The sequence below is a fragment of the Verrucomicrobiota bacterium genome (genome assembly GCA_039192515.1).
GTDB lineage: Bacteria > Verrucomicrobiota > Verrucomicrobiia > Methylacidiphilales > JBCCWR01 > JBCCWR01.
Map to the genome: position 1 here is coordinate 1 of JBCCXA010000005.1, position 26,141 is coordinate 26,141.

The following is a 26,141-nucleotide window of genomic DNA, read 5'->3' on the forward strand; positions in this document are numbered from 1 at the left end:
CATCATTTTCAATTAGGTAATCATAATCCAAGCTTTAGAAGCTAAAAATATAGCTCACGATTTGGCTAGGTGCAAAGAGGTAATTTGTCTTTATTGCAATATTTTTATGCTAAAATATTATAATATATACTCTATTTAATAATAATTAGCTCTGCTATTACTACTCAAAATATACGCCTCTTTGGCCATTCTTTTCTCAAAAAGCCTAATTCGATTTTCTATAATTTGCAGCATAATCAAGAAATTTAGTTCAATATTTGAATTGCAAATATTTACACACGAGACTTGTGCTAGGGGTCGCTACTAGCACTCTTTTAGACGGTATACTCTGATCAAGTTGATGTTGATGCAATCCGTTCTTACCGTAGGAGTCAACGCATATCGACAGGTAAATTGCACCATAAAATAATAGATTCCATTGAGGATATGCTACTGAGTAATACTAACAGCAATTCTTGATGCAATATCAGCGAATACCTCTTGGAGTTCAGTAGCTGTATCGGCCCTATAACAAACACCAAGCTTTTGGCCATCATAAAGCTTCTGCCCACTGTCACTGGATTTTACATTCGACATTGAGTAGTGTTCATTCTGTAAGCTTCGACCAAAAATTACCGTATAGACTGTTGCGTCGTGATCCTCTCTTGCTAACCAGCACTGAACCTCCGTCAGCCAATTAGCCTCTGTTAGAATTTTGCTTTGCGTAACATTCATCCAGCCCCCACTCTTCCAAGACCAGAATTGAGTGGGATGGCCACTAGTAGAGGACTCATGATCACCACCTAGATTAAATTCAGGATAAATTTCCTGCATACGGAAACTTCTATGAGTCCGCTGTCTATTCTTTGTGTTATTACCATCATGCTGTGCAGACATCCATGAGTCTATGCTGATATCTTCGAAAACATTGTCCCCATCATCCCAAGCACCAAACCGCGCATTACCTTGCACAGGTTTATTATTGTACCGTAAGTGATGGTTTTGGAATGATATACAACCGGGCTCCATTTCCAACTCCTCTACATCCATATTCCGGTTAGGATCGATAAGAGTGCTCGTCCAACGAATACTCTCATCAACATCTGGGGTCCTATAATAATAGTAGGGATACCTGTTAGGATTGGTTTGTAGCGCTTTCCATTCGTCGGGCCAACCAGCGTATAAGATCATCGTTGTGACATCAGTATTTTGATCTGTTGTCCAATTCTGACGAGGAGTGCGTATGCGGCCTGGAAATGTTAAAACTGCGTCCCCAGTCACCCTATTAACTTCATTAAAAATAATATCATCCATAAGTTGTTGCCCAACGAGAAATTGAGGCTTAGAAACTGCTGGACTTACTTCCATACCCGTCGCTGGATCAATCTCATTTGCAAAATAAACATAACTTGATCCATCATTGGAAACATAAGCATCCTTGCCAGCATCGACAACAGCATCGTTGTAATTAGACATCACTATTGGAATGGGTGTTTGGTTGACTAAGTTGTTTGCTCCCCCAAAGGTAGCATTTACCCATGTCCAGGGGGCCCAAAAATCATCGTTACGCGAGTCCAAATCGTTACCCCCTCTCACGGCTGCCTGAATACTGTTAACATCTGTGTCAGTCGAGTATTTTTCGCTCGATGCAACGCTGCGCCATGCGACATTTTTGGTATTCGTATACCATTTACTGATGTTGGTATTAATACCCTCCATGGTGGTCATATCCACGCCCTGTATTAAAGTAGCCAAATCATAATTGCCGGAATCCCCTCCGTTAGCACTCCTTTGATTGAATGTCACTCCAGCGAGATTACTGCTATAGCTAACAGGCTTAACGTAGTGAGTCCAGGGCACACTATCTTGGTCGTGAATCGTGTTATAACCAGGTCCTCGAACCATAGTCCTAGCGGAAGTGAATTGACCGTCTGTGAAGAAGACATAAGAAACTTTTACATTATCTCTAGCTTCTGGAACCGCTGAAAAATAATTCTCCACCATGTTATAAGCTAAACGCATAGCCTCTTGAGCATGAGTGTGTGGGCCTAATATGAAATCCTGCTCGATCTCATCATCAGTGTCCATCATATCCGTAATAGTTGCCTGAAAGCCTGTTCGAGGAACAAAGGGGCCATTCTTTGGAAACATAATCTTGCCTTTTCCCGCAAAGTAAACCACTCCAAATAAGTCTTGCGAATCATCAAATTCACTTACAAAATTTTTTACAGCCTGTTGCAGTGCTTCATAACGACGACCATCACCGGTGTCGTTGTTATTCATTGACTGTGAATTATCTAAAATAAGAATGGTCACAGACGGTCTGCGCGACACTTCAGTTTCTTGTGACATGTCTATCGTATCAATCCTAGCTAATGGAAGAAAATAAGTATTATGACTCACTTCAGCTTTCATTCTCACACTAATAGCCTGACTTTGTTGATAAGCCGTTGTATCAAGATTAGTATCCCATTCGTATCCATCGTAGATCGCATCACGTAATCCATTGGTTGCCGTATAGGTATATCCACCTTTACTCCCGCCCATATTATCCTCTCCATCATAGCCAAGCGTATTGGGCAATGGGAAAAGAGAGGAACTATCACCAGCACTGGTGGAAGAGTTGGCCTGAGTAGCCGCAAAGTAAATTGTATTCCCCTTAGAGCTTACAGATCTGAACTGATAGCCATCTGGATCACTGGTTAATTGAGTCCACCCACCAGGATTTCCCCAATTCGGATAATTCGCCTGAATCATATCCGCTACCACATCCTGCTGATCTCCTATATCCGTGCTATAGTTGGAGGCTAATCTCAAGGCTGCACCATCTACTGCCCGAATCAAGCGTGCTTCGTTTATGTAGTACATTCCAAAATCTAGGCCCATGCCTAAGAATAAAAGCATGGGAAGTAAGAGAATAGAGAAAAGGGCGGTATATTGTCCCTTTCTCTTACATCTATTTCTTTGACGGTGGTCAGGGTGCTCGGTTTTATTTTTTATTTTAGATCTCATGACTTTGCTCCTATCTGCGCTAGTAGTACGCTACTTCATAAATCTCATCAAACCCGGCCCAGCCCATTAAATTATCTAGCCCCGATATCATATTCACTTCTTGGAACAGCTCCACAGCGACGAATGTCTGCAAATATCCTAAGTAAGAAACACTGAGATTATAATTTTCAGGATTTTTTATTACATCATAAGTGGTTGCGGCACCGTCTACGGTTATAATCTTTTCCTCTGTTACAAATCGTGATCTAAAGTTATCACTTGTTCCCGGGAAGGATCTTGAATCATCTATGACCAATATATCATCAGCCTCGCCATCTATAACCCCATCACCATCCACATCAACATCATCATTCAGTGTCCCGGTTGAATCGATGCGCTTGACTACACTTACAAAGATATTCCAGGTATCATTATTTTTAGCGTTTTCACGATCAGCATAGTCTGTGGGCACAACCATTTGCATCGCTATATCTATAGCAGCTTGGAAAGGATCCTCACTGCCATCAGATGATTCTATCGATCCAAGGTTGACATCGCTTTCATCTGATGAGTCTACTGCCGTTGAATTTCCTGAGCCCCCAGTATCAATACTAGATTTCACCGATACGTAAGCTCGTGCCGACTCTCTTGCTACCGATGCTAATGCTTGCCCTCGACTCACTTGAAAAGCTAGATCATAGCCCACAAGTGTCATAGATAAGAAAAGCGCCGCAAACATAGCAAATTCAACAGTTGCCTGGCCTCTTTTAGTCGGTCTACTGCGAAATATCTTTAACTCAACATACTGCTTTGTTTTCATACGCATCCGGCCTTCTTGCAGTCCTTAATTGATAAAGAGCACCTCTGGATTCGTCAGACTAAATCCTTGCTCATTAATAACTGTCATTTGTTTGAAAATATTAAAGCTCTCTCCATCTCTTCCTAAAAAGCCCTCAATTAATGGAGTCACAAAGCTAAATTCTGAAGTTATTGTTAGAGTTAGACGATCTGAAGGCTCACCTCCGTCATTTGGAGTCATTGAAAAAGTTGCATCATCACCATCTGCATCTACCGCAATAATATTTGGTGTTGGGTTACTGACCTCTGCCATCTTAATAATCGAAGCCCTTCTATCCAATTTTGTATTAGCATCACTAGGATCCGTTTGGATCACCCTTCCTGTTACAGCAAATCTCGCCGTAGCTCTAAGCAGTCTATCCATACTCTGCGCTTGTAATGAATAGCGATTTAGGTCAACCACCCCAAATACCATCATCACAAATACAGGTAAACAGAGTGCAAATTCTACGGTGGACTGAGCTTTTTTTTGCTTTATTCGATTAGGTGAATATTGAACCAAACTCATTTTAGTTACCTTTATTATAGATAATATACTCGCTATTGTTTTTATAATCCAGGAGTTTTTTATCTTTTTTTGATCAATTTTCTTTTAATTTAGGTCAGCCTTAATATGGGTATCGTCAAATACGCTCCAAAGTTAACGCTTTTATTGACATGGCCATAAGGATTTTAGCCCGGATAATGGGAGAGAAGTAGCACGAGATGTTTAAAAAATTTGAGCAGGCCGACAGGGAGAGTCCAGGAAAATGTATCAACCATCTGATGCCTTTAGGAAACTCCATACTTCCTGGGGGCCAAGATCTTGCGCAGATCTTTAAGTCTCTATGGCATCGTTCAGTGCAGCTACTTTTTAGCAAAGAAGTTTTGCATTCGTATTATTAAGGAAAATCAAGTCAGCTCTACTCATAGATGCTCAAAAAGGAATATAAAAATGACTCCAGAGCTCTATACGGTGCTTATGTTATAACTTCCAAGCAGCCATCTTACCCTCGTTATTACGACAATAAACAACTCCATTTGCAAAGATAGGATCAACCCAGCTTCTACCACCATCTAGGACCTTCAATTCAGAAAGCTTTTTAAATCCCTGTGGACTAGGTTCTACCAAATAAAGAATATTTTTATCTGTGAGCGCTAATAGATGTTCCCCGACTAGGATAGTCATCCCCACACCCAATTTTTCTTTCCACATCAACTTGCCCGTTTTCCACTCAACACAACTGAGGCCATTATCGCGCTTCTTTGATACATGGTTCGTATGAAAACCGTAAAGATAACCATCTTTTAGGACCGACGTGCTAATTTGATTAGAAAAGTCATTATTCTTCCATATTGATTTGGCACTACTTCCCTTAACTTCCAATAATGCACTACCCGTGCCATAACCAGATGATAAAAACAATTCACTGCCATTGATTAAAGGTGTCGCGGCATTCACATCCCAATCTGTCTTCCACGGGAAATGCCAATTTTTACTACCACTTGTCCAATCAAAACTAGTCAATCCGCTGGCTCGAAAAACGAGCGCACTTGCCTTTCCCTCAAAATCACTGAATACAGGCGCGGCGTAACCTGCATCGCCAGAGCCACTTTTCCAAAGCAAACTTCCATCTTCCAATTTCAGTGCAACAACACCCCCACTTGGAGCTCCGGTATCAACAATGAGCTTGTTGTCATAGACTAAGGGGCTCCCAGCATATCCCCAATCTGGTCTTTGCCCTTTAAAATCATCTTGAAGATGCTTCTTCCACTTGATTGCACCAGAAGCTTTGTCGAAGCAAAAGAGATGTCCCTCATCACTCAAGGTAATCAGATAATCACCGGATACGACAGGCGTAGCTCCTGGCCCACCTTCGTACATTTTAGGTGAAAGCATGCAAGGATAGCTATGCTTCCAAATCACTTCACCCGTCTGTGCATCAAAGCAATAGACGGTGTCTTTGTCATCTACATTACCAAGCGTGTAGAGGCGATTATCTGATACCGCCATAGATGAGCATCCCTTGCCCACCTCGGCGGTCCAAAGTTGATTTGGTTTTTGCGAACTCCAATCTAGGTTTGAAATAGTTTCTTTCGAAACCCCATCTCTAGCCATACCTCTCCATTGTGGCCAGTCATCCCCATACAAATGGATCGAACAACTAAACGTCAACAGTATGAGACTAAGATGATGTAATTTTTCCCTCATAGATAAATCCTAAATCCAATTCATTATGCTTGCAACTTCTCAAACCGTTTGATGAAACAATAAAACATTCATTCAATTTTTAATCGAGAAACCGCATACTGTGCCATCACCTGCGCCAATAACCACCCACCCAGGAACTACCGCAGGACTTGAGGATAAACGCGAACCTATATCATACTGCCATACCAGCTCCCCGTCTTCATAAGTGACGCCATAGAATCGCCCGTCATTAGAGGCAACTAATACTACATCCCCGGCTATTACTGGAGATGAATCAACATCCCCCCTGGTCGCAAAATCCCACCAAAGCTCACCCGTATTCCTATCCAAACAATATACAAACTTATCTCGGCACCCGATGATAAGATACTCTTCAGTCACTGCTGGCGATGAAAAATAAGGGAAGTCGTTTCGCTTGAAACGCCATTTTTCTAAACCACTTCTGATGTCCACAGCTAAAACCTCCTCTCCGTAATGTCCTACATACCCAAAGCCACCTCTAACCGCCATAGAGCCCGCAATATATGATCCCGCTTCAATCAAACGAATTTGCTTACCCGTTGCTAAATCAATGACATAGATATTTGTATCGCACCCGCCGAGTAACACCTCATTCTTCTCTGTAACAGCTGGCGTACCATTGACACGATCCCCCGTTTCAAATTTCCAAAATAGATTTCTTTCCTCCGAGTCAAAACAATAGATTGAACCATCATAGGAACCTATTAGAACGAGTGTTTTATCATTCAATTGAGCGACATTAGGTGAAGACTTGATTTCACCCTCCGTTTCATAGATCCAGAGTGTCTTACCAGAATCCATGTCCAAGGCGTAAAACTCCCCTGCCTGGTTTCCCACAAAGATAACATCGCCAACGACTGCGCCCCCGCCTTCAACATTTGATACAAGCTCACGCTCCCATATCACCGATCCCGTCGACAAAGAAAGCGCTACAAACTTGCCAGCATCATTTCCTATAAAGACCTTATCCTTAGCGATAACTGGTGAACTTTTTACGGGAGCACCAGTATCATATTCCCAAGTCAGTTCTACCCCAGGCACTGATACATTCACAACTCCCTGTAACTGTTTGTTGCCACGAAATGGATTCCACTTTGCTTCGAAATTAGATTCAGATTGTTCAATAGTATTGTGGGTAAGATCTCCATCTCCACAGCTAGCAAGTGCAAGAAGTAACACAACTGGGATGCAACTAGATTGATACCTATCCATTTCTACATTAAGATAACTCTACATGGAGAAAGAACAAGCCATCCAACAAATCCGTGAGGCCTGCAATGAGATTTCAACTAGCCTTATGCAAATCCACCCGGCCCTATCAGGACTAAATCATGAGAAAACTAAAGATGCTATCATCAAGACCAGCTATGAACTGACAAAAAATGTTGAAGGTATTAAGAAGCATATCGCCAAACTCGAACAACGAGACAGCCAAGACACCATCACTTAAACCCGTATCACGCCATAGAAGTTGAAGGACATGGGTAAAAGCTTGGGTGACAAGGAAAAACGAAGCAATCAAGTGCGTGGAGCGCCCATCCAGAAAGAGTAGAAACATGGCCCTCAAAAAGGTAATACATCTTGGAGACTTTATGTTTCTTGAGGACAAGGCCTTACATAGATCCTTGAGTCTCTATGTCATTATTCGGGTTAAGCTCTTTGTATTGGTCTCTATCCTATTCTCCAACTCTTACCATCTGTTTAGGGAACGCCTAGGGTATGCCACCCTACTACTTCAGAGATTTCCCAAGAAGCAAGTGCGCGCAAGAACCTTTCCTCTTTGTGAGTGCCTTATGCTCTTTTTTTTCATTTCTCTAAAAATCTCATATGCAAACCTCAATACACCTAAGACATTAGACAACCGCTTTAAAATAGAATTAGTAGCGAAAGAACCTGATATCGTCACACCAGTTGGCGCATGCTTTAATCACAAGGGCCAGTTACTCGTAATCGAATCTCACACCCACCTTGCCAAAGGCAAACAACCCTTTCCTCATGATCGCATACGCATTCTATCTGATTCAGATGATGACGGCATCCCTGACAAATTCGACACCTTTTACGAAGGGTGCACAAACACCATGAGTCTTATCTACGGAAAAGGCAACTGGCTTTATGTCGCAACACGCCAGAAAATATTCAGAATCAAAGACACGGATGATGATCACAGGGCCGACATAGAAGAAACCATCATCACTCTTGAAACTTCTGAGGACTACCCACACAACGGGCTAGCGGGAGTTTGTTTCGATCGAAACGGAAAGCTTCATTTCGGTTTTGGAGAGAATATGGGCAAACCCTATGAGATCTATGGCACGGACCTGATTTGCTACAAAGGTCATGGCGATGGAGGCAGCATCTATCAATGTGACCCGGATGGCAAGAACCTCAAACAGATAGCAACTGGATTTTGGAATCCATTTAGCATGTGCTTCGATTCAGCAGGAAGACTTTTTGCAGTTGATAATGATCCTGACAGCCGACCTCCTTGTCGATTACTCCATATTGTACCTGGTGCTGACTTCGGTTATCAAGTTCGCTATGGCCGCAAAGGCACCCACCCCATGCAGTCCTGGAATGGGGAACTCCCTGGCACCCAAGGTATGGTATGTGGAACAGGGGAAGCTCCAAGTGGAATTATTGATTATCACGGAATGTTGCTAGGCACGAGTTGGGGACATCACACAATTGAACACTATGAAATCAGCCCGAAAGGAGCCACGTGGACTGGACATAAGAGGATCATCGTCCAGGGTAATGGTCAGTTCCGCCCGGTGGATTTCGCCCTAGCGCCAGACAATTCCATTTACATCACAGATTGGGTAGACACTCGTTATCCTGTTCATGGGAAAGGGCGTATTTGGCGACTCTCCTGGATCGAGCAGTCCTTACCTAAGCCATCCTTTGCTCATCTAACTAAAGCGGAAGAGGAAGCACAAATCATCCTTCAAACCCATGATCATAAAACCCTTTTAGCAGCATTATCTCATGAAGACCCAACTATTCGAACTGCTGCTCGCTGGCAACTACAAAATGATTTGAGCATAGAACAAATCAACCTTTCATCACTCCCCCCGCAGCAGCGCTTTGGTCTCTACCATGCACTCCGCAAACAATTCGACCTAGGAAAGCATTCTTTAGCCAAGCGAGATGAGCTTCTTCGCACTGGGCTTCAAGACCCTGACACCAACATCCAATTTCTAGCTGTGCAATGGATTGCTGACCATCACCTTAAAGAATATGAGAAAGATCTTGAGTTTCTCCTAAAAAATAATATTGATCATCCCTATCTTTTCAAAGCAACTCTTGCCGCCATCAGCCTGCTAGAGGGAGCAAAGGCCAACAATTTTAATATCATCAAAGTTCTTTTCAACTTACTTGAAGACGATAAACAAGTCGCCAAAGTTGGGCCACTAGCCTTAAGCCTTTTCCCACCTCATGAAAGCAAGCTAACCCTAGCTCGCCTAAAAGAACTTACTCTAATGAAGGACCCGCAGATTGTACGACAGGCTACTCGTATCCTAGCGCTCCGTGGATCGAATAAAAACCCAGATGAAGAAACCATGGACCTGCTTGCAGACATCGCCAAGTCCAACCCTCATCCTGAGGCACAAGCGGATGCGTTAATGGCTCTTGCCCTAAGTTCGAAACACCAAGCTCTAGTCGAACAATTTGCCCATGAGAAAAGTCCTAAGGGAAGAGAAGCTAAGCGACTTATTGACTGGCCACCATCCGACACCAGACCAACTCCTAACGACCTCGAACAATGGGTCAGAGAAGCAGCAAAAGGTGGTAATGCCGATGCCGGTTGGCGTATTTTTTACAGCCCTCGTGGCGGAACTTGCGCCACTTGCCATACTTATAATGGAAGAGGTATTGCCATAGGACCAGACCTCACTGGCATTGCTCGCAATTCCTCTATGAGGTCTGTTATCAGATCCATCTTAGACCCTAATGTTAATATTTCTCCCCAACACACTCATTGGACCATGGAAACAAAATCGGGACAGACCAAAATAGGCATTCCCTTAGATGATGTTGGCGGAGCAGGAAAAGAGCGCTATGTGGGACCTGATGGAGAAACCTTTATCCTCCGTCCAAATGAGATTACATCTAAAACCATGGCCACTCATTCCCTCATGCCTCCAGGCCTATTAAATACCATCAGCCTACAAGATTTCCGCGACTTAATGGCCTTTCTCCAAGCTGAGAACTAGCAAGTTTATCAATGCAAACCACATAGTGTGCCTCACACTTCTGTCATCTGAGGTAAGCCCGGTTGATGTCATAGAAGTTGAACCAGATTCATAAAAGCTTGAGTGAGAAGAAAAAGAGAGTCGATGTAAATCTATCAATCACATCCTCTATGCCTAGCTCTTATAAGCAAGCGAAGAGAAAGCGATCAAGCCTGCAAAACCCCAGCCCATATAGGAGTGGGACATGGGTCTGTGGATCTCTAGAGCAGTGATAGTCTAGGGGACTCTATACTTCTTGGGGGTAAGATATTGCGCAGATCTTTAAGTCCCTACTGCACTATCCAGATTAAAAGCGACGGCTTTTTTCCTTTTCATAGTCTTTCCATAGAGACCGACATCAATAGTTTGGAAGTTTTGAACGCCAGGCATCTACAAGTTTTTCCAGTTCTGAGACAACCTCTGGTTTCTTGGAGGCAAGGTTGTTCTTTTCTTCAAGGTCCTTACTTAAATCGTAAAGTTGGATCTGACTGTTTTGACCGCTATAATATTTCCAATTTCTCTTTCTTAGAGCTATGATTCCTCCCTGATTTCCATTATTCCAAAATAAAGGCTTCTTTCGCTTACGATCCTCGCCAAACCAAACCACCGAGACATCTTCTCCCTCCAAGCCATCGGGCAGATTTTTAATGCCTGTGATGGCTGCAAGGGTGGGCAACCAGTCTATGAAAGAAGTAACATTCTCCGTATCCACACGACCAGCGGGAACTTTACCCGGCCAGCGGATAATGAATGGCACGCGAACACCACCTTCCCATTGCGTATGTTTTTCTCCGCGAAATATACCGGCGTATCCAATCATATTTTCCGAGTAGGGCCGCACTCCCTTGGGTTTATAAACAACAGGCGCAGGACCTTGATCACTGGAGAAAACAAAAATCGTATTATCTCGGATCCCCAGTTCGTCAATGGCCTCAAGAACGCGCTTCACATTCAAATCAATCGAGTAGACGTCCGCCATATAATGCTGCATAGAAGAGTTAAAATCCCCACCAACCTCAATGACCTGATCAATTCGTGACTGCATGCGATCTGAGAACTTGGAGCGATCTACTTCAATACCCTTAAATTTCTCAACGAGGTTATCGGGTGGATTTACTGCAAAGTGCGTGCTATGCCCCATGATGTTAACATAGAATGGCTGCTTACCTGCAGTCTCTCTCATAAACTCAATTGCTGCATTTGTGAGATCGTCATCACGACCTGCTTCAAGGTCCTTGCTTTTGCCAATAATCTTTACAACATCGAGACCATAGGTTCCATCCACAGCCATCTCCTTCGGACCTATATGCCATTTACCAAAGAGCCCAGTGCGATAGCCCTTTTCTGTTTTTAAGAGCTCAGAAATCGTCATACGGCCTTGGAAACCGGCTCTGGCTGTAAATTTTTCAAATGTCGCGGGAAACCGTCCCGTCATCAAACCCGTTCGACTTGGATTACATGTGACCCCTGTGACATAGTGTTGTTCGAAACGGGTCGCTTCCGTGGTGAGTTTATCTAGTGTAGGTGTTTTAGCATAGGGGTGCCCGTAACACGCCAGATCTCCATAACCCAGATCATCGGCAAAGAACAAGACAATATTGGGAAGCTTTTCTTCAGCTAAAACACTGAAATGGAGACCCATGACAAAAACAAGCGCAAGCATATGTTTCATCATTTTTACTATGGTGGCTTTCATTAGATACTTAGAAGGAAAATATTTTGTAGTTAGACGTTTTGGTTGAAGTTTTGTTGTCACATATTTCATATTTTTTTCTCAAAGAGTTGCACATCATGCATTAACCATATGGTAAAAATACCCTTGCAGTCACGTCAAGTTGTTTAGAAAAATCCCTCATTTCCGTTGCAACACTAAGCCTTGGTGGCAGATCGCTAAGATTGAAAGCACCGACCTTAAGCCTATTCTCTCCTCATGAACTGTCACGACATGAAATCGTGTGTAAAAGCGAGAGCCTGCAAGACTTACGCGGCTTCAGAGATCCTCTCAAAGCATTTTGCATTCATTTTAAATCCGTATGATGTAATGATAGACATTAACATAAAGGTTCAACATGCATTCTTTTCATACTCCGCTTCTACCGGTGGTATCCAGGTAGAAAATAGCCTATGAGGACTGAATCCCCGAATCGAGTCCGGGATGACAGAGGGTCTGTTAGAGTTGATAATAAATTTGTAATTACTCTAACTAATCACTTAAAGCCAACTGCAATCGCCCGAGAGCCGCAATACTATAAACATAAGGATAAAGCTTTTCGTAGTACCATAGTCGAGCGAAATAGAATCCCATAGGATAAGCATCCACTCTTTCCTGGGTCCAGGCTTTCTCTAACCACTTGACAGCACTGCCACATGCTTCAGCCGCTGACTCACTAAAATGAACCTGCGTCCAAGCTGCTAATGCCTCTACTGCTAATGCCGTTTCCTCAATGGATCCGACAACATCTTGATCTCCACCCCAGCTTCCATCCTTATTCTGTGCCCTTAATAACCAGACAACGCCTTTCCTAGCCAACTTCTCTGACAAGCCCGTTTCCGCTAAGGCGAGAACTACACGAGAAGTTCCGTAGGTGCGGTTAACCTCTTCCCTTGTCTCTTGACACCCAAACCACAAAGGACACCAGCTCCCACCCTGCTCTATTTCCTTAGATAAATATTTCATAGCCTTTCTGCTAAAGCGGTCCATTCTCATTCTCAAGTCACTGCCCACTTGACTGCGCCAAGCCATTAGTGCTCTCAGGGCATGTGCTGTGATATCCGGTGAGCTACGATCAAAAGGTAAAGCGCCCCAGCCCCGGCAAAAAGTTGGAACACCTCCGTCCTTATTTTGTAAATCAAGAAGCCACTGAATCCCTTTCTCAGCACTTTCTTGGTTTCCGGATAAATACTTTAAGGCAAGAATAGCTCCCGAAGTATCATCCGCATCAGGAACGCCACCGCTAAGCGGTGTCCAAGCCCACCCACCGGGTAAAGCTTTTGTATAAGGATGCACCTGAGTAAATTGCTGAGTAAGCAACCAATCACTTACTTGCTTTTGTCCCTGATGATCTAGCAGCATTTCTAAACAAGCACCTGCCCCACTTCCATTAACCGCAAGAGTTGTCACCCAAGTATTTAGATTGGTATCAATAGGCCAGCTCCCATCTTCGCGCTGTGAGCGTAGGATAAAGGAAAGCCCGCGCTCAACAATTGGCGTATCCTTCAAACCAGCCTGGATTAAACTCATCGATACAAAACTCGTAAGAGGGGTCGCCTCTAAGAACCCGCCTCTTATCGGCTGGATAGACATCAGCTTCTGCAGCGCTCGAGGAAGGGCCCACTCACGCAACTTAGCTATGAGTGGATTAAGTGGCGGTTTTTTCACGTAACGGACAACGCCAATAGCTATCAGAGCTGGAAGCGCATAACTCACAACCGGCAAATGGATGCGCTCGAACCAACGATGCGGCAGTAAGGCTAATTCAAAAGGAAGTGACCGAACATTCTTCCATGCTTGTTGCTCATCTCCTAGACACCTACAGATAGCACACAAAGTCAGAATCGGAATAGAAAAGGTACGGTCTTTGCCATAGCGCTTTTCAATATGCTTCACTATATGCTCTGGCTCCAGAAGAATCATATCTCTCTCAAGCCAATGGCTTGCAGATTTATAGGACTCTTTAGAAATGTCACTGTCTGCTAAATGATAGGCAGCCCACACCAGCAAAGTGGTACTGACATTGCTTTTACTGCGAACCGTATCTCCCCATCCTCCATCTGCATTTTGATACTTGACCAACCATTCTAATGCTTCATCAACTTGGCTAGCATACTTCCGGTGGTCATAAAGAAATAACACCACCAATGCTGTTGCAGTCGATAATGCACTACTACTTAAAGCACCCATCCAAGTCCCGTCCTTATCTCTTAACGAAACAAGCTCGGTCAGAACCCGGCTTTTGAGATCATCAATGGCACCTAAGGGTGACGAACCTTCTTTTATCATGAATTTATAGACTCAAATGACCCAGTGCTAATAATCCATAGAATGTATACTCCGCATCTATCACCTCATCTGCCCAGTGACCATAGAAGCCTCCATCATTTACCCACAAAGAATCGACAAAATCCAAGCACTTTTCTTTAATCTCATTAAGTGACACCTGCTCACCTGACAAGGCATGTAAAGCTACCGCAGTAGACAGCAGATCAGGCATCGGAACCCGTGGACTAGCGCAGAAACCTCCCATTGGATGCACTCTCTCTAACAACCAATTAGTCGCTTCTTGGTCTTTTACAACTCCCATATTTCGGAACAGAGTTAGGACGGCTGAAGTAGCTGGGGTAGCACCCTCTTTCATACCACATTCATTTGCGAAACCACCATCCGGGCACTTCAGTTCTAATAAAGCATCAACCAATCTCCTTTCATTAACCATTTCAGACTGTAAATCACCAAATGCTCCATACGCGAGGAAACAACCGTAGGCAGAGGCTCTATTTGAATCCTTTTTGGGGTGATATCCCCCATTGGGACATCGGTAGGTTTCTATTCCCTCCAAGATACCGGACACAGAAATCTTCAGTGCCGCACACAGTCTCGCCAAACAACAATAATCAATAAAGGCCAAATCTCTCTTGCGCTGGACGCTCTCTACATAGTTCTTAATTTTTGCTTCCGGCAAATGCGAGCCGATAGATATCAAAGCATCTACCCCAAAGACTGTGTAATAAAGATCTGGCTTACCTTCTCGGTTCTTGAAACCGCCCGACGCGTCAAATTGATTCTTTAAAAAGTTATCAACCAGCGAAACTGACTCTTCAAGAACTTTGGACGACAGCTTCGCTACCTGAAGCATCTCTAGCCTCAAACTCATGACACCAACCCTTGATCTCGATATCATTAAAAATCTTCCCCATCACTCTTCGCAACAGGCCCTTCAGGTTCGGGTTATCGAGATCTTGCAAAGAACGTATGGCCTCTTCTTTGTAATTCTCCAATAAGCGAAGCGCCCGCTCATTAGCTTTCAGCCTGAAAACCATCTCTTTTATATCCTGTGGGGTCGTCCCATTAAGATACCCGCGACTCCACAATGCATCCATGACTTTCCTATCTTCATCCTTGGCTCTTTCCCTGGTTGTGGAAAGAACAATACTGGGTCGAATAGATTGCAAATCATTCAACCCCGTATCTTCACCAATGTCCTCAAGGTCATCCTTGATTTGATAAGCAATCCCTAACGCTTCGCTAAAGGCCTTTAAGACACCTTCTACTTCAGCATGTTTCCCCGCATAGCTAGCTCCTATTCTCAAGGCAACCTCGAAGGCCGGTGCCGTCTTTTGTTTAAAAATGCCCAAGACCTTCTTGGTAGGCAGTGCATTGGGAGATTGATTCCATTCCAATTCTGCACCCTGCCCCAAACAAAGTTCTCGCTGACCTTCACTTGCAATACGAATCATTTCCGAGCGAATTTCAGGAGCCGCTTCACAGCTAGCCAACAGTCGATAGCCTTCTCCAATCAAAAGGTCGCCTACATTTAAGGCAATGGGAATTCCATGCTCGGCATGCAGAGTCTCTTTACCATAGCGCTCTGCATCACTATCCTCAATATCATCATGCACCAGAGAAGCCTTATGAAAACATTCTACTGCCACCGCAACTTTCTTGAGGTCATCGGGAATAGGCTCCCCCTGATCTTTGCGCAACGCTTGAAAAACTGCGGCTGTTAGGAAAGGCCTCCATCGATTACCTCCACAAGCCAACCATTCTCTTGCTAAGGACTCCGGACCCCCTTCGCTTTGACCCATGATTGAATTCAGTGAACTTTCTGCAAACCACCCTTGGATATCCTCTCTCAGAGCATTAAGATTTAAGCGCCTTGTTTTATCTTCACTATTCAAGTGAATCACATCCCAAACCCAGTCATCATCTACTGTGGTATTGATGCAGTCATCTTGCAGTAAAGGCACAGCAATCCCAGGAATAGCTGCAGCATCCATATAGGGGAAGGTTCTCTCAAGGACTGGCAAACAACTTACTCCAACAATAGCTTCTATTTTGCCAGTCTGAATCAAAGACATGACAATCGCCGAACCCTCGGCCACTAGAACCGCATAACCCAATCGCTCTGCTTCATTTTGGAAATCCTGAATCGTGCAAAGTCCGCATTGCTTACATAACAAACCAAACTCGTCAAAGGGCGCCGGACATTTTTCCTCGACTCGAAGGCACTTGGGCAAGAGTAACAATCTTCTCTCATAGGGAATGGTTGCCAAAATATCCCTCCAGACCTCGTTATTGAGCAAAATACCGGTGTAATCTCTATATTGTCTATTGATTCCTTTAGACTCCAACAAGCGATCGGTAAGTGACTTTAATTCATCCAAGGGGACCGGCGGAACCGGGTTCGCTTCTTCTACAAACTCCCGCACATGCTGCAGCACATAATCACGCTCAATCTTTGTTTGAGGGATGTTTTTTTTAGGTTTTCGAAAGCGTGGTGCCGCCACTGCCTTAGGCAACGCAATACCGGTTGAAAATCTGTCTATTAGTTGATCTGCCATATACTCCTCTCCGCAAAGCTTCGCTAACTTTGCTCTTTGTTCTCCAAAGCGATTCTTGCTTTCTCCTTAGCGGCTATTGCCTTTTGTTCAATTTCTTCTTGAGATGGAAGCGCTGCTAAGACTTCTGGTGGAATAAAACCTCCCTCTGAAAGCTTATTAAGACATTTCTGACGCTCCTTTAATGCCCGCTCCGAATCTCTTTCTTTGGCAAAACGAGATTGCGCCTTTTCTGAGCGATTCCTCAAGGCCGAATAAACATCTCCACCCAGCAAGGCAGAAATGTCTACCTTCATTTTCTCCCTACCCACATCCTCGGCGCTTACTTCATCGCCATTGATAGGCCCGGATGCATACTTGGGAAACATGATCGCCACTTCCGGACAGACACGCGAACAAGCTGGACAATTCGTCTTACAGTTGTCTTGGTTTTGCACTTGAATCTGGTTTTGTTCATCTACTCCATAGACATCAAAAAGACAAAAACTTAGACACTGCATACAATTTGTGCAGCGATCATAATCAATAACTGGAAACCAGGGCTTCCAGTTTCCAGGCTGGTTTACCTTGCCCTCACCTTTTGTCTTCTCGATAAGATCTAGAACCTCTTGCGAGGTCAATCCATACCAGTCCTTTTCCTCAAAGATTACCGTGCCTTGTTCCTCAACAGGCTCCCCTAAGCCAATCCTTGAAATCTGATAACCTTTATCAAGAAGATCTGCGAATAATTCGTGGGATAATTGGGCGGATTGATCCCCCAACACAACTACTCGACAAATCTCGGTCTCCGCCAGTGCACTCATGCCACCTCCTCTTCTACTCCAGCGAGCAATTTATCAATAATAGTCTCTGCTAAATCCTCACGCATATTGACAACCTCAACCTCCTTGGGAAGGTCTTTTCCTGCATTATGAAAAAGTCCTTTCACCGCCCTTGGATAACAAGCGACAATTTTACTCGAACACTCTTCTTGACTATCAACCAAATGCTTGAGCCTTTCATCCTTACGAGCTGACATTTCACATAGATCTGACACCATATCAAAAGAGACACCAGACTCTACTAATGCCCGCAAAACATTATCTTTTACATCCTTAGGCACCACATTTGCGAAGGCGCAGCGGCAATAGATAATCTGTGATTTTGGGCTCATCTTTGTAAAAGCTCCACCTCATTCTCTACTTTAGCAGAATGATCTAACTTTCTATAAGCATTGAAATCATAAAACCAGAAGCGCTTCACCAGCCGGTACATCCAATGCTTCTCGGGTATCTCGTCTCCTGGTATATATTGACTTGTCCGCCTTTCCATTTGATCGAGTTCTGCTAGCGCAGTCTTTCGAATTGTGCTATCTTTAGCCTTATGCTTCTGCACCAAGTCTTTGACCAAATCTGGTCGTTCTAATACCACGCAGCCTCTCGTATGTTGGGCAGCAACCTCTCTAAAATCCTGCAAAAAAGCGGACCCAGTCATAGTCTCATAAATACCCCCCTGGTCCTCAATATTCTCTTTTGCAAATTGGATAATTGGACAGGGCTCGATTTCGCCTTTGGGACTGATATGATGACTAATGCCTGTAGCCATGGGGCATAAAGCATTACCCTCACCATCGTAGTATGCATCCACCAGCCCCAATGGCAGCTTAGCACGCATATCCACCACAAAGCGCCTCACCTTACTTACCTGCTCAGGACTCAAGGCAAGTTCAGGCGTCATCTGCGGTCCGACAGGGCGGTAAGTATGATACCAAGCATAATGCACCCCCATATTCATTAACTTACGCAACCACTCTTCTTGGAGTAGATCATCAATATTTGTTTGGCATAAGCTTGTCGCTACCCCAGTAATGACTTTTTCTCTTAAACAATTGTGAAGTCCTCTTAGGGTCCGCGTATAGACACCCTTCTTACCCCGTCGCTTATCGCTCACCACTTCATCCCCCTCTATACTGATTAGGGGTGTAGCATTTCCTAGCCTGCGTAGTTCCTTGGCAATTTTCTCTGTGATCAGCTGACCGTTCGTAAAGACTTGAAAATAACAATCCGGATGCGCCTCTATCACTCCAAGTAGATCCGGATGCATAAACGGCTCGCCCCCCAATAGACCAAAGAAGCGATTACCATGTTTTTTGGCATCCACAATCAATTTATTAAGAGAAGTGAGTGATATCATTTCACGCGGCGACTCTACATCAACCCAACAACCCTGGCATCTCAGGTTACAGCTATTGATAACTGAAATATATAGAAAGGGAGGAAAATAGATACCTTCTTTTAGTCGCTTTTTAAAGGCCTCTACAGACAACATACCTTTCCATCCAAAGTTATAACAAAACTTCCACAGCAACCTTGGGTCAGTTCCCGCCACCATTCTTGCTGCTAGTTTTAAAGTAACCATCAAATTTACACTTATCCTATGGTATCAATCATTCACTCCAACAAGATCTTTGTCTCTGTAAACAGGCACAGGCTTACCAGGCTTGAAATATTCCTGATGCTTTAAGACCCAACTCAAGCCTTGCGTGCTCAGGCTGTCTGTCACCTCTTTAATCACTTGATTGAGCACTTCTGGCTCGCCTTCGGCTCTCAAATTCAAAATCAACTCACCATCTTCCAACGGGTCCATTAATTCATGAGAAAGCTCAATCTCCCCCTCACTTCTAACAAGATTACCTGCTGCAATTTCCAATGGATCATCCATAGGCCCGAGAGTCATTTTTAAGTGAGCAACTTCACAACCAGATGCCTCCAAACCTCGTTGCACCTCTTGCCCGAACCATTTGAGAAATTCGTTGCCGTCTGTCTCTTCATTCCAGTTTAAATGTAGTGTAGCATTCAGCCAGCCCAGCATGGCTTCACCTTTACCATACCGTTCATAATCTATGGCCATAACGGCATTTGGATTCATACCTTCGCTCATCAACAGATCAAACCATGACTCTACCCCCTCCCCCTCCTTAGCCGAACAGACAACCACTCTCTTATCCGGATATAGTTCAAGCAATTTTCTTTTGAGCAAGTCCAACTGCGCCGCCTCGACTAAATCACACTTGTTGATAACCAGTAACTCCGCTTCCTCCAGTTGCTTCTGGTAAATATATAGAACATTTTTTGAAAACTTTTTCTGATCCAATATCCCTAGCACATTCATGGCCCGAATGGGATCCATCACCACACTAAGCGGTGTGACCACAAAATCATCTCCATAGAGACGGCTCATAGGCAAACAGACCGTTGCCATCAAGTCCGTGCAGCTACCTACAGGTTCTGCAATAAAAACATCCGGCTTATTATCCTCCTGCAAACTTCTTGCCGCTTCCACTAGACTATTAAAGCGACAGCAAAAACATCCTCCTCCTATTTCTCTGACAGGGTGTTCGTGAGACTTAACCAACGCTGTATCAACAAGACCTAAGCCTTGGTCGTTTGTAATCAATCCAACCTTGTAGCCTTTTTTAGTCAGATAATCAGCCAACCGAGTAATCGAAGTCGTCTTACCGGCTCCTAAAAATCCTCCTATCATTACATACCGTGCTATCATGATGCGTCTTCCTGCATTTTATCAATGGTTCGATCCAAAAATTCTACATAGCCATGAACATCCACACATTTTGGATCAGGTTTCCCTTTTACACTATAAAGCCAGCCATCGCGATAAGGATCTTTGCGGATGATGCAGGCATCTGCACTGACCAAAGGATTAATATCACCGAATTCACCAGCTATCACACTATATAAATCGCTGGCCGCTTTAAAACCTTCAATCCAGCCTATCACCTGTCCAGCCTCTATCAATTCCCCTTGCTTAACGTCAAACTCGCACTCGACTATTTCACCAAGCATACGAGTAGCAAATTTTGTAAAACCTATTTGCCAAACTCCATGATCTCCCAGCTCTTTCAACCAGAAATGTGAAGGGGAGTACATTTGATCGACAGGTAATCGAGTAGAAAAATGGGATCGCTTGTAGGCTATTTGTTTGACATTGTTTTGCGCTATGTTTTTCATTTTTCGCAAGATGAATACGCATCCATACGGATGGCATTTTCATATACTTTCACAAAATCCTTTTGCTCAAAATCTCTCGGATTAAATTGAGCTGTCCACTGTTTAGAAGCCATCTCAGCCATTGCTTCGACTCGATCCTTGGTTACCGATATCTCAGACACCATCTCGTGAAAACCTAACTCATGAAGCATCCGCTCAATATAATCAATGACACTATCATCCTTTGATCCTAACTCTAGGGAATCATACATGTGCTTGACATTCTCTATCTCCTGGTTGAGTCGCATGACCTCTGGCAACATCAAACCTACTGTTACGCCGTGAACAATCTTATAATGAGCAGTGAAGGGATTGGCACAGGAATGAGCACAACCCAGCATACTATTTTCAATCGCCAATCCTGCATAACTAGCACCTAACAACATGCTGCCACTTGCTTCGATATCACCGGGCTCAGCAAGAACCCTTTCAAAATGACTACTGAGCAGATGGAACGCCTCTCTTGAATAAAGCCTGGAGAAGCGATTCGCTCTTTTACACACCAAGCTTTCTATCGCATGCGCCAGCGCATCCATGCCTGTTGCCTTAATCACACTTGCAGGAGCTGTCATGACAAGCTCAGGATCAAGAAGCGCTACTTGAGCCATTGCCTTAGGATCCCCTAGAGCTCTCTTAACATGTGTTTTTTCATCGGCAATTAGAGCATAAGCCTGGCACTCGCTACCTGTCCCTGCTGTGGTGGGCACCGCCACAAAAGGCAACATCGGCTTCCTAGCTTTACCATAGCCAACATAATCAGAAATTGTCCCACCGTTAGTGAGTATGAAATTTGCGCCTTTCGCCGTATCCATGCTACTACCACCGCCAAACCCTATAATCAAATCAACTTCACCATAAGACTTGATAAAATCTAAACACTTGATTAGTGACCCCTCTGTCGGGTTCTCCTCCGCTTGGTCAAAGTAGCAGACTTCAACTCCATGCTTTTTCAAAAAGGAAAGCGCTCGGTCAGCATGACCTGCTGCCGCAACTCCGGGATCGGTCACCAGCAAAGCCTTGCTAGCCCCCAGGCTAGAAACTACTTCTCCTAGTCTAGCCACCACTCCCGCACCAAAAAATATTTTAGGCGCTCTCTTTGACTCAAATCCATCCATCATTTCTTTCATCAGGGCTTCAATTGGTAACAGTATAAACGTTCCTTATCCCTGACAAAAAAATGTTTTCCCGAGAGTGCTGGCAAAGCCTGCGTTTCCTCTGTCAATTGAGCCATCCCCAGAACTTTAGGCTCTTCCTTAGAAACGGGTAAAAGTATCAATTTTCCCTCTTGTGTAAAGACAAGCAACTGCGTGCCGTTGGTGATGAATGTCATCATTTCAGAATTAAAAGGCTCCTTTTCAAAATTGCTTTCCATATCTAGAGGCCAGTGCGTTTTCAGAGTGTCAGCATCCGCGCATGCTAAATTATAACTACTAAAGTAAACCAAATCACCCACGACAAGTGGAGTCGCTAATTCACTGGAGTAATCTTCCCCTTCCAACACCACCTTGTCGATGATTTTGCCCTTTGCATCAAAATCATAAACTCGGGCAGAATGATAATCATCTACCAGTAGCAATTTATCCTTCAACTTCACTGGTGCGGGAACTATATAGCCATTGGGCGATTCCAAATCTAATTTCCAAAGCTCTTTACCATCTTTTGGGGACCATCCCCTAAGTGTCTTAATATCAAAACCGATGATTTGCTCCACTCCAGCAAACTTTTCGACTAAAAAGCCTGCATAGTTTGCGTCGTAACACTCTGAGATCCAAACATCCAGGCCCGTTTTGGGATTTAAAGCTATTAGTCCCTCTTCGCCTCCTGCCATTAGAATTAAGTTACCTCCCGCTACTATCGGTGAAGCACAGTACCCCCAAATAGGCACCTTGCCTCCGTAATCTTCTACCAGATCGACTTCCCAGACTTTTTTACCGTCAGCAAGCTGGACTGCTATCACCTTACCAAAGGCGTTCACTAAATAGACTAGCTCATCAAGTATCAGAGGGTTGGCACGCGGACTTGCTCCAAAGTCCATCTCCTTTCCATTTGCAACCTCCACCTTCCACAACTCTTTTCCTGTAGCAGCGTCAACACACAAAAAGAAGTCTTTGCTGCCATCTTCAGCATGATCTGTGACTACTACATATTGATCCTTTACCGCAATACCCCCATAACACTCACCTGCAACATTCGTTTTCCAAATGAGCTTGGGTTCATGCCATTCCTCGGGCACATCAAAACTGAATCCATCCCCAGATGAGCCTAAAAAGCCTAACCAGTCTCCAGCATACAAATCATCTGTTAAACAACACGTGGACCATGCACTGGCCAGACTGAGAGCTACTAATTTATTGAGAAAGTGCATGGGTAGCTTTTACGTAACTTTACATTTTTGAGTGGGCCTAAGTTGTATCCATCAATCAATTATTCAAAAGCATACATATACTCAGATGCTCTAAGATACATTCGATTCCCAATAAAAACAGGGCAACTACGAAACTTTTCTACTTTATTCAGAGCAATTTGCTTGAGGCCCTCGTCCAAGTCCAACACAGCTGTCTGTCCTTCATCAGAACTAACCAGTAAATATTGACCCCCAAGTGTCATACTCGGAAAAGCAGTACCCTTCATTTCATCAATTTTTTGTGATTTTAAAATCTTACCTGTCTCACGATCCAAAACAGTCAATGTATACTCGTGACCCAAAGCATACACTTTTCCCTTGTGCACAATCAACGATGAGTAATAGCGCTCCTTGGCAACTTCGGCTTCCCATATTTTCTTTAGACCGTCTTTAATTTCTGATACAGTATCGGGTATTTTAAAGGCCTGAACCACACCTACTTTGCCATTATATCCCTGTGCATTAAATAACACACCACCATCAACGACTGGTTTATTGAAGGTCGACCACGGTTTTTCAGCCAATGTTTCGGCTAGTTCCAAATTGCTTAACATTTCACCTGTCTTTGCCACTAATATCTCTCCCTTATTTGTGAAAAGCATATCTTTACCCTCCACCTGAAAAACCACCGGGGTGCCAAAGTTCTGAGCAACCTCTGTTCTCCACACTTCCTCACCCGTCTTGGGGTCGAGTGCCACCGCGTCTTTGAATCTCACAATCAACTTGCCTGCGGCTAGCAAGGGTGTTGTCGAACCACCCCAGTTTTTGTGATCAGGCTTAGCCATCTGTTTGATCCAAAGCCGCTTACCTTCCAAGTCATAAGCTGCCACTATCCCAAGGCCATTTGCCACAAAAACAGATTCTCCATCAGTGACCGGTGTATAAGAGCTATATCCATTCGCATCATGAGTTTTGGGTTTTGAAGGCTCTCCCGGAAGAGCCGCTCTCTTTTCCTCTAGCCCCTTTATCTCCGTCACTATCTCCTTCCTCTTAGCTTTTGCGTCTGCATCATCCGGCTTGCGCTTTAGAATGCGTCCCAACTTCCTGTTCTCGGATTGCAAGCTTGCCAACTCCTCATCCAATTTCTCTTTGTCCTCCTTGGCCGCTTCAATTTTTTCTTTCTCTGCCTTAGACAGCTCCATGACATCTAAGTAACCATTCGTTCTCTCCCACAATACTTTACCGCTCTCTAGGTCTAAGCAAATAAGACTGGTTGGCTCAGAACAAATAAAAATTTTTCCATCTAAAATAACCGGACTCGCATTGCTCCAATCACTCATAGCAGTCTTCCAAAGAACATTTTCTGTAGGAGACCATTGCACCGGTGGCTCAATTCCTAGAAACTTGCCGCTGCCATCCCCACGCCATTCATAAATTTCTTTCCCGGGAGTTGCTCGCAACTCCGGCAATGGACTACCTAACAAAACCAAGCCATAGACCAAAGCTAATAACCTTCGACTTTCAAAACATAGCTTCCCTGATATAACAAATTTAAGTTGAAGGCGCGCACCCTTCCATGTAGCGCTTTTGCTTTGCTTTAGCATCGTTGCTTTTCTCCGTTTTAAAATACTTCCTACATCCAGTTTAGGCCGTTGTCTACATATAGCCTATGAAGGCAAAAATGGAATAAGTAATTAAATATTGCCTACCGCTTAAAAACCTATGACAACTCCCTTCGATGTCTCTCAACTCATTGCCATTCAAACTATTTCTAATCAATCAGAAAACGTAAGTCAGCTTTGGTGAGATGCTGTCAACTTTTGCTCGATTAGATCAATCATTTGACTAGGTGAAAATGGTTTAGATAAAAATCCTGCGCCATCAACTTGCTCTAGCAGAACTTGATACCTTTCGCTCATGTTACCCGTCATAAAGATGACAGGAAGAGAGACTGAATCGTTGAGATGATTAGCCTGTGCATAGACATCGAAACCATTTCCTACCTCGAGCTCGATATCAAGGACCAATAAATCAATATTCTCTCTAGCAACACAGTTTAATGCATCCTTTTCGTTGGTTGCTTTAAAAACTTTGTAACCAGATGCATTCAGGCAACGAGCCAAGCTATCAACCATCAACTGTTGATCATCCAATAGCAAAATTTGGAACTTTTCACCCATTTTTGTCCGATAAAGCCCAATAAGCTACCTTTAGATAGGTGTAAGAATCAACTAAAAAACACAACCCTTCTTCCATGCCAGAGCGACTCATTGATTTTCTGCATAGAAGACTCAAGCAAATGCGTTGGGAACGCAAGATAACCCAAGAGGAATTGGCAGAAAAAGCGGGCATGTCTTACAAATACTATCAAGCTGTTGAAGCTGGCCGGAAAAGAGATCTACGTCTCTCAACTCTCGAAAAAATTGCCCGAGCCTTGGACCTTACTGTATCCGAACTTCTGAATACCCAATACAAAAAATCAGGCTCACTCGCGGAAGCCCCTGCTCATTTCAAAATTCGCAAAATATCCAACTCCAAACGATAAACTCCATAGCCCTAGGATCTCATACAGATTCTCTTCTCTCTAACCCATCATGCGGATTCCGTTCATCTGTTCTCCCATGGCTACCTAGCGCAGCAATTTTAGCGACATGGGACACACCTCTTACTGAAAATAATTTAGAGCACTTTTGTCTTACCACAGTTCAACCGGGGTATCCAGGCATGTGATTTCAAGTTATTTTAGAATATAGTTTATTTTGTGTTAGATAAAATCTGTTTTTAAAGCATGCCCCATCTCTTTGATAGTAGGAACACCTACTTGCCTGGCTAGTTTTGTAATCTTTGCTTTGATTCTTTGGCCAACTTCTTTGAGTTCGGTAAATCTACCATTGGTCGCCAGCCCGTTTTTAACGAGGTCG

Annotated in this window: 21 protein-coding genes; 3 read left to right on the forward strand and 18 right to left on the reverse strand. The window is 43.8% G+C overall.

What is annotated here, in order from left to right; genetic code table 11:
- Positions 1–429: 429 nt before the first annotated feature.
- The 5 genes from AAGA18_03610 to AAGA18_03630 form a co-directional block, all read right to left on the reverse strand.
- Positions 430–2,991, reverse strand: a complete 2,562-nt coding sequence (locus tag AAGA18_03610) for a VWA domain-containing protein (GenBank protein MEM9444416.1) — start codon at positions 2,989–2,991, stop codon at positions 430–432.
- Between the two features lie 19 nt (positions 2,992–3,010).
- The gene (locus AAGA18_03615) at positions 3,011–3,790 is read right to left on the reverse strand and encodes a TadE family protein (protein MEM9444417.1); all 780 of its coding nucleotides are present in this window, start codon (positions 3,788–3,790) and stop codon (positions 3,011–3,013) included.
- A 24-nt stretch (positions 3,791–3,814) separates the two neighbouring features.
- A complete protein-coding gene (locus AAGA18_03620; protein MEM9444418.1) occupies positions 3,815–4,336 on the reverse strand; it encodes a TadE/TadG family type IV pilus assembly protein in 522 nt (173 codons plus the stop codon).
- A gap of 456 nt (positions 4,337–4,792) precedes the next feature.
- The gene (locus AAGA18_03625) at positions 4,793–6,019 is read right to left on the reverse strand and encodes a PQQ-binding-like beta-propeller repeat protein (protein ID MEM9444419.1); all 1,227 of its coding nucleotides are present in this window, start codon (positions 6,017–6,019) and stop codon (positions 4,793–4,795) included.
- A gap of 72 nt (positions 6,020–6,091) precedes the next feature.
- Positions 6,092–7,252, reverse strand: a complete 1,161-nt coding sequence (locus AAGA18_03630; protein ID MEM9444420.1) for a PQQ-binding-like beta-propeller repeat protein — start codon at positions 7,250–7,252, stop codon at positions 6,092–6,094.
- Between the two features lie 22 nt (positions 7,253–7,274).
- Between AAGA18_03630 and AAGA18_03635 the strand changes: the two genes are divergently transcribed.
- Positions 7,275–7,490, forward strand: a complete 216-nt coding sequence (locus AAGA18_03635) for a hypothetical protein (protein MEM9444421.1) — start codon at positions 7,275–7,277, stop codon at positions 7,488–7,490.
- A 106-nt stretch (positions 7,491–7,596) separates the two neighbouring features.
- Positions 7,597–10,257 (forward strand): PVC-type heme-binding CxxCH protein, encoded by a 2,661-nt coding sequence (locus AAGA18_03640; protein ID MEM9444422.1) that lies wholly within the window; start codon positions 7,597–7,599, stop codon positions 10,255–10,257.
- A gap of 376 nt (positions 10,258–10,633) precedes the next feature.
- Here AAGA18_03640 and AAGA18_03645 read toward each other — a convergent pair whose 3' ends face one another.
- The 13 genes from AAGA18_03645 to AAGA18_03705 form a co-directional block, all read right to left on the reverse strand.
- Complete coding sequence (locus AAGA18_03645; protein ID MEM9444423.1) at positions 10,634–11,950, reverse strand: sulfatase-like hydrolase/transferase; 1,317 nt, start codon at positions 11,948–11,950, stop codon at positions 10,634–10,636.
- Between the two features lie 528 nt (positions 11,951–12,478).
- Positions 12,479–14,275: a prenyltransferase/squalene oxidase repeat-containing protein gene (locus AAGA18_03650; GenBank protein MEM9444424.1), complete on the reverse strand. Its 1,797-nt coding sequence runs from the start codon at positions 14,273–14,275 to the stop codon at positions 12,479–12,481.
- A gap of 4 nt (positions 14,276–14,279) precedes the next feature.
- Positions 14,280–15,146, reverse strand: coding sequence for a prenyltransferase/squalene oxidase repeat-containing protein (locus AAGA18_03655; GenBank protein ID MEM9444425.1), 867 nt, complete (start codon positions 15,144–15,146; stop codon positions 14,280–14,282).
- Positions 15,091–16,833 carry a polyprenyl synthetase family protein gene (locus AAGA18_03660; GenBank protein ID MEM9444426.1) on the reverse strand — a complete coding sequence of 581 codons (1,743 nt, stop codon included), beginning with the start codon at positions 16,831–16,833 and terminating at the stop codon, positions 15,091–15,093. The genes AAGA18_03655 and AAGA18_03660 overlap by 56 nt, the downstream gene beginning before the upstream one ends.
- A gap of 23 nt (positions 16,834–16,856) precedes the next feature.
- Positions 16,857–17,633 (reverse strand): ferredoxin family protein, encoded by a 777-nt coding sequence (locus AAGA18_03665; protein MEM9444427.1) that lies wholly within the window; start codon positions 17,631–17,633, stop codon positions 16,857–16,859.
- A complete protein-coding gene (locus AAGA18_03670) occupies positions 17,630–17,983 on the reverse strand; it encodes a hypothetical protein (protein MEM9444428.1) in 354 nt (117 codons plus the stop codon). Before AAGA18_03670 ends, AAGA18_03665 begins: the two co-directional genes overlap by 4 nt.
- Positions 17,980–19,227, reverse strand: a complete 1,248-nt coding sequence (locus tag AAGA18_03675; protein MEM9444429.1) for a radical SAM protein — start codon at positions 19,225–19,227, stop codon at positions 17,980–17,982. The genes AAGA18_03670 and AAGA18_03675 overlap by 4 nt, the downstream gene beginning before the upstream one ends.
- Before the next feature lie 24 nt (positions 19,228–19,251).
- A complete protein-coding gene (locus AAGA18_03680; protein MEM9444430.1) occupies positions 19,252–20,370 on the reverse strand; it encodes a GTP-binding protein in 1,119 nt (372 codons plus the stop codon).
- Positions 20,367–20,837 carry a glycine cleavage system protein H gene (locus tag AAGA18_03685; protein MEM9444431.1) on the reverse strand — a complete coding sequence of 157 codons (471 nt, stop codon included), beginning with the start codon at positions 20,835–20,837 and terminating at the stop codon, positions 20,367–20,369. Before AAGA18_03685 ends, AAGA18_03680 begins: the two co-directional genes overlap by 4 nt.
- On the reverse strand, positions 20,834–22,003 hold the full coding sequence (locus AAGA18_03690; protein MEM9444432.1) for an iron-containing alcohol dehydrogenase: 1,170 nt from the start codon (positions 22,001–22,003) through the stop codon (positions 20,834–20,836). The genes AAGA18_03685 and AAGA18_03690 overlap by 4 nt, the downstream gene beginning before the upstream one ends.
- Positions 22,003–23,241 (reverse strand): PQQ-binding-like beta-propeller repeat protein, encoded by a 1,239-nt coding sequence (locus AAGA18_03695; GenBank protein ID MEM9444433.1) that lies wholly within the window; start codon positions 23,239–23,241, stop codon positions 22,003–22,005. Before AAGA18_03695 ends, AAGA18_03690 begins: the two co-directional genes overlap by 1 nt.
- A 59-nt stretch (positions 23,242–23,300) precedes the next feature.
- Positions 23,301–24,824, reverse strand: a complete 1,524-nt coding sequence (locus AAGA18_03700; protein MEM9444434.1) for a PQQ-binding-like beta-propeller repeat protein — start codon at positions 24,822–24,824, stop codon at positions 23,301–23,303.
- Positions 24,825–25,013: 189 nt separating this feature from the next.
- Positions 25,014–25,400 (reverse strand): response regulator, encoded by a 387-nt coding sequence (locus tag AAGA18_03705; protein MEM9444435.1) that lies wholly within the window; start codon positions 25,398–25,400, stop codon positions 25,014–25,016.
- 74 nt (positions 25,401–25,474) lie between these two features.
- Between AAGA18_03705 and AAGA18_03710 the strand changes: the two genes are divergently transcribed.
- On the forward strand, positions 25,475–25,765 hold the full coding sequence (locus AAGA18_03710; GenBank protein MEM9444436.1) for a helix-turn-helix transcriptional regulator: 291 nt from the start codon (positions 25,475–25,477) through the stop codon (positions 25,763–25,765).
- Positions 25,766–26,141 lie beyond the last annotated feature (376 nt).

Bases quoted from the DNA above. Each gene is read 5' to 3' on its own strand.
- AAGA18_03660 (MEM9444426.1), bottom strand. From the start codon at position 16,833: ATGGCAGATCAACTAATAGACAGATTTTCAACCGGTATTGCGTTGCCT.
- AAGA18_03615 (MEM9444417.1), bottom strand. From the start codon at position 3,790: ATGAAAACAAAGCAGTATGTTGAGTTAAAGATATTTCGCAGTAGACCG.
- AAGA18_03620 (MEM9444418.1), bottom strand. From the start codon at position 4,336: ATGAGTTTGGTTCAATATTCACCTAATCGAATAAAGCAAAAAAAAGCT.
- AAGA18_03670 (MEM9444428.1), bottom strand. From the start codon at position 17,983: ATGAGCCCAAAATCACAGATTATCTATTGCCGCTGCGCCTTCGCAAAT.
- AAGA18_03680 (MEM9444430.1), bottom strand. From the start codon at position 20,370: ATGATAGCACGGTATGTAATGATAGGAGGATTTTTAGGAGCCGGTAAG.
- AAGA18_03610 (MEM9444416.1), bottom strand. From the start codon at position 2,991: ATGAGATCTAAAATAAAAAATAAAACCGAGCACCCTGACCACCGTCAA.
- AAGA18_03640 (MEM9444422.1), top strand. From the start codon at position 7,597: ATGGCCCTCAAAAAGGTAATACATCTTGGAGACTTTATGTTTCTTGAG.
- AAGA18_03695 (MEM9444433.1), bottom strand. From the start codon at position 23,241: ATGCACTTTCTCAATAAATTAGTAGCTCTCAGTCTGGCCAGTGCATGG.
- AAGA18_03650 (MEM9444424.1), bottom strand. From the start codon at position 14,275: ATGATAAAAGAAGGTTCGTCACCCTTAGGTGCCATTGATGATCTCAAA.
- AAGA18_03675 (MEM9444429.1), bottom strand. From the start codon at position 19,227: ATGGTTACTTTAAAACTAGCAGCAAGAATGGTGGCGGGAACTGACCCA.
- AAGA18_03635 (MEM9444421.1), top strand. From the start codon at position 7,275: ATGGAGAAAGAACAAGCCATCCAACAAATCCGTGAGGCCTGCAATGAG.
- AAGA18_03705 (MEM9444435.1), bottom strand. From the start codon at position 25,400: ATGGGTGAAAAGTTCCAAATTTTGCTATTGGATGATCAACAGTTGATG.
- AAGA18_03710 (MEM9444436.1), top strand. From the start codon at position 25,475: ATGCCAGAGCGACTCATTGATTTTCTGCATAGAAGACTCAAGCAAATG.
- AAGA18_03685 (MEM9444431.1), bottom strand. From the start codon at position 20,837: ATGAAAAACATAGCGCAAAACAATGTCAAACAAATAGCCTACAAGCGA.
- AAGA18_03690 (MEM9444432.1), bottom strand. From the start codon at position 22,003: ATGAAAGAAATGATGGATGGATTTGAGTCAAAGAGAGCGCCTAAAATA.
- AAGA18_03700 (MEM9444434.1), bottom strand. From the start codon at position 24,824: ATGCTAAAGCAAAGCAAAAGCGCTACATGGAAGGGTGCGCGCCTTCAA.
- AAGA18_03630 (MEM9444420.1), bottom strand. From the start codon at position 7,252: ATGGATAGGTATCAATCTAGTTGCATCCCAGTTGTGTTACTTCTTGCA.
- AAGA18_03625 (MEM9444419.1), bottom strand. From the start codon at position 6,019: ATGAGGGAAAAATTACATCATCTTAGTCTCATACTGTTGACGTTTAGT.
- AAGA18_03655 (MEM9444425.1), bottom strand. From the start codon at position 15,146: ATGAGTTTGAGGCTAGAGATGCTTCAGGTAGCGAAGCTGTCGTCCAAA.
- AAGA18_03645 (MEM9444423.1), bottom strand. From the start codon at position 11,950: ATGATGAAACATATGCTTGCGCTTGTTTTTGTCATGGGTCTCCATTTC.
- AAGA18_03665 (MEM9444427.1), bottom strand. From the start codon at position 17,633: ATGAGTGCACTGGCGGAGACCGAGATTTGTCGAGTAGTTGTGTTGGGG.